This is a genomic window from Natronospira sp. (assembly GCF_007134575.1).
Taxonomy (GTDB): domain Bacteria; phylum Pseudomonadota; class Gammaproteobacteria; order Natronospirales; family Natronospiraceae; genus Natronospira; species Natronospira elongata.
The window spans coordinates 1-2,957 of sequence record NZ_SLKM01000160.1 but is presented as its reverse complement, the minus strand read 5'-3'; the positions used below and the strand labels follow the sequence as shown (position 1 = coordinate 2,957).

Sequence of the window (2,957 nt, the reverse complement as noted above, 5' to 3'; positions counted from 1 at the left end):
GGTAAATCAGATTAAGTAAGTGACCATAGTAATCATCTGCGTTCAGGACACCTTCGATAATTAACTTTCTGAGATTTTTATTGGCAGGATGAGAAAGGAAGTCACGCCCTGTACCTGGGCCTGAATGGCGAGATGGTGAATGGGGATCGATTGCGCGTGCTATTGCGCCCAGAGTGATTCAAGATCCTTGAAATCCCACTCCGCTGGATCTTCCTTGCATTCAATCCTTTCGCTGGCACCAGGCCGTGATAGGTCGACTACCTTGGGTTGCAAGCGGGTCCCGGCGTTGGTGGAGTAAAATACCTTGACTCTCGGCTTGAGTAGATTATCCGCATTCTGATCAAGCACAACCGCCAGGCGGCCGGAGCTTAGCCGGACCAGAGAGCCAGTGGGATAAATACCAATGGTCTTTACGAAAGCCTGGAATACCTTTTTATCCAGTTGGCCCCCGGTCCAGTGAGCCATTCGACTGAGTGCATCCGCCGGGTCCCAGCCACGTTTGTAGGGCCGGTCAGATGTTACAGCGTCATAGACATCACAGACTGAACCCATACGGGCAAATAGACTGATAGAGGAATCGGGCAGGCCACGAGGATAACCATCACCATTGATTTTTTCGTGATGATGCCGGACAACATCCAGGACGATCCGGGATTTTTCGCCTGAGTCGACCAGGGCCTGATAGCCTTTCTCCGGATGGGTCTGGATAATGCGAAATTCTTCGTCGCTCAGCCTGGCAGGCTTGTTGAGAATCTCATTTGGCACAAAGGCCTTGCCCACATCATGCATGAGCCCCGACATTCCGGCCTGTTTGACTTCATCCTCTTCCAGCCCCAGCTGCCGAGCCAGCGCGATCATGAGCGCACAGACGGCAACCGAGTGCATATAGGTATACTCGTCCGAATGCTTGATCCGGACCAGGCCCAGCATGGCTGACGGCTGTCGGATGATGGAGTCGGAGATTTCTTCAACTAAGTGGCTCAGGTCTTCCGACTTGATCGCTTGTCCCATTCGGGCTTGTTCAAGCGTCTCCTTGACTGCATTTGCTGCCTGACGCTTCAGCCGGGCGGCCTGCTTCATTTCATCCTCCAGGCTTACCGGGCGGAACCGGGAAGATGATGTCAGCGAATCATCTGGAGCTGGCTCGGCTTTGTCGTCCTGGCCCTGGGTTTCAGCCAGGTCACTGCCCCGTCTGGTATCAATCGTGACTTCCTGTATGTTCGCATCCCGAATCTGCTGGATTTCTTTTTCGTCCGCGATCAGAAAGCTATTGCGCCAGAAGGGGTGGTCCAGCCAGGAAGTGCCCAGCTCGTCCAAAAACATGCCCGGACGCAACTTGTTGACGGAGATCGTTTTTCTCATGGGGGTGATTGTTTGGGCTGGTACTTGGACTCTGTCCGGACTCTACGGCAAAGGCGCCAGTGTGGGAATGCCTTGACGGATTGTCGGCAGCTGCTTTGGGATGGGCGGTCGGAATCGACAGCCACTTCTCAAGCGATGTCGGATTCAATCAGCCATGATGGCACGGTAAAGGCGGATATCGTCCACGATCGGTTGATAATAAACCTGCCAGAAGCCAAGTGAACCCTTGACCAGAGTGATGGAAAAATCGGGTGAAGCCTCCATCGTCTCCCAGAACGCCCGGTTGCCATAGAAGCGGACATCCGGATACTCACCCTCCAAGGGCACATATACACCCGCTTCCACTGACTCATAGGCAACGGTATGACGCTGGTCTTCGGCACCAATGGCGTTGAGCCGGAGACTGGCCGGCCACAATGCCATGGCAAACACGGCTCCCAATGCAATAGCCAGACCCAGGCGCTCCTTTCCGGGTGCGCCTCGGCCCGACAGCCATGCGAGGCCGCCGCCCATGAGCCCAAGACCGGCCATGAAGAATGCCGGTTGCAGGCTGGTGTGCTGCCAGGGAGAGAAGACAAAGGTGTCGAGGATGAAATAGATCAGCATGGCCAGTAGCAACACACTCATAATCAGCATGCCGGGATGCCGTTCCAGATCATAGGATTGAGACATGGTGTTTCTCCGGCTAGTTTAGAGGCTGTTATGGAGTAGGGGGCGGCTGGGCACGGCGTCGGTTCCGAACGCAGGATACTGGAGATCAAGCAGGTACAGACCATCTTCGGCCGTGTCGGGAACAAATATCATCTCGGTGATGCTGGCGTGGGGGCGGCCGGCTTCCATCAGCTTCCGGGACTCCGGGGGCAGGTCCCAAAAAATACGATGGGTGACCAGCTCACCCTCATCATCGGCGCGGTCTACCGAGGGCACGTCGACCAGCAGGTGTTCAATCCCCTGTTCCACGATCCACTGCGCGGCTTCCCGAGTGATCCAGGCCGGCGCAGGCGACTGCATCCAGTCCCTTTGCGATTTATCCGGGGTGTTGGGCAGCGTACGAATAATCAGGGCCGCGGGCGGCCCGGCAGGGGCCAGCTTATCCCAAGCCGACTGCAGCTGTTCGCGGCTGATCACCATGTCGCTGCCGCGGGCCTTGGAAGGGCCACTGTCTTCGCTGCTGTCTAGCCGGGCAGGGTGGATGCTCAACAGCAGCGCCGGGCAAAGAATGTTACCCAGCTGATCCGGGACTGTTGCCCGTTCGTCGGTGATATGGCCAACACATTCGGTGTGAGTGCCATTGCAATGGGGGGTGATTTCCAGAACCTCACAGTTGCAGCTTCCACCCTGCCGGGTATCCCCGATGAAGCCGCCGGACTGCAGTGCCTTGCGTCTGGCCGCCGCCGCACCAAAGAAACCGGGTTGTGCGCCCTCAAAATCCAGCTCGATGGCAAGGCTGGTCGCTCGCGCCGGATCCATGTCAAAGCGGATGCCTGCCCAGTCCAATTGTGGTGAACTCACAGGAACTGCTCCTTCTTGAGGTTTAGCCACTCCAGCGCGGTACCGTGCAAGAGTCGATCCCGGCTGTCCAGGGGAAGCCCCAT

3 protein-coding genes are annotated in these 2,957 nt (G+C 56.8%); all 3 read right to left on the bottom strand.

Annotated features, from left to right (window positions below):
• Positions 1 to 159: 159 nt before the first annotated feature.
• The 3 genes from ACJWXQ_RS06385 to ACJWXQ_RS06375 all read right to left on the bottom strand — a co-directional run bounded on the left by ACJWXQ_RS06385 (position 160) and on the right by ACJWXQ_RS06375 (position 2,874).
• Entirely contained in the window at positions 160 to 1,362 is a 1,203-nt protein-coding gene (locus ACJWXQ_RS06385) for an HD-GYP domain-containing protein (RefSeq protein WP_406672395.1), read from the bottom strand.
• Positions 1,363 to 1,506: 144 nt separating this feature from the next.
• Complete coding sequence (locus ACJWXQ_RS06380; RefSeq protein ID WP_346052952.1) at positions 1,507 to 2,034, bottom strand: hypothetical protein; 528 nt, start codon at positions 2,032 to 2,034, stop codon at positions 1,507 to 1,509.
• A gap of 18 nt (positions 2,035 to 2,052) precedes the next feature.
• Positions 2,053 to 2,874, bottom strand: coding sequence for a cyclase family protein (locus ACJWXQ_RS06375; RefSeq protein WP_406672394.1), 822 nt, complete (start codon positions 2,872 to 2,874; stop codon positions 2,053 to 2,055).
• Positions 2,875 to 2,957: the final 83 nt, after the last annotated feature.